Source organism: Serratia sp. CoH_134_PS_4, assembly GCF_058190535.1.
Genome location: NZ_JBXWKI010000044.1, coordinates 1 through 683 on the forward strand (window position 1 = coordinate 1; position 683 = coordinate 683).

Sequence of the window (683 nt, forward strand, 5' to 3'; positions counted from 1 at the left end):
GGCTTTGTTGAATAAATCAGATTTCGGGTAAGTCTCCCCCGTAGCGGGTTGTGTTTTCAGGCAATACGCACGCTTTCAGGTATACCTGCTTTCGTCATTTTGTTCAGCGCTCGTACCAGGGCCATAGCCTCCGCAACCTGACCATCGTAGTCACGCAGCGTCAGTGAACCCCCGAACAGCTGTTTTACCCGGTACATCGCCGTTTCCGCTATCGAGCGACGGTTGTAATCTGTTGTCCATTTCCACCGCGCATTACTCCCGGTCATTCGCTGATTAGCCACTGCACGGTTACGGTCTGCATATTCACCGGGCCAGTAACCCGCACCTTTTCGGGGAGGGATAAGCGCGCTGATTTTCTTACGCCGCAGTTCATCGTGACATAGCCGGGTATCGTAAGCGCCATCGGCGGCGGCTGACCTGATTTTCCGGTGGGTTTGCCGGATTAACCCGGGGAAGGCCTCTGAGTCCGTAACGTTGTTCAGCGACAGGTCAGCGCAGATGATTTCATGTGTTTTACTGTCAACGGCGAGATGCAGCTTACGCCAGATACGGCGGCGTTCCTGGCCATGCTTTTTGACTTTCCACTCGCCTTCACCGAAGACCTTCAGCCCGGTGGAATCAATTACCAGGTGTGCGATTTCACCCCGGGTGGGCGTTTTGAAACTGACATTAACCGACTTTGC

Annotated in this window: 1 protein-coding gene; it reads right to left on the reverse strand. The window is 54.2% G+C overall.

Features of this window, described 5'->3' with window-relative positions; genetic code table 11:
- Positions 1-56: 56 nt before the first annotated feature.
- On the reverse strand, positions 57-683 hold a 627-nt coding region (locus AC2FCQ_RS24640; RefSeq protein WP_490309169.1), incomplete at its 5' end, for an IS5-like element IS903B family transposase.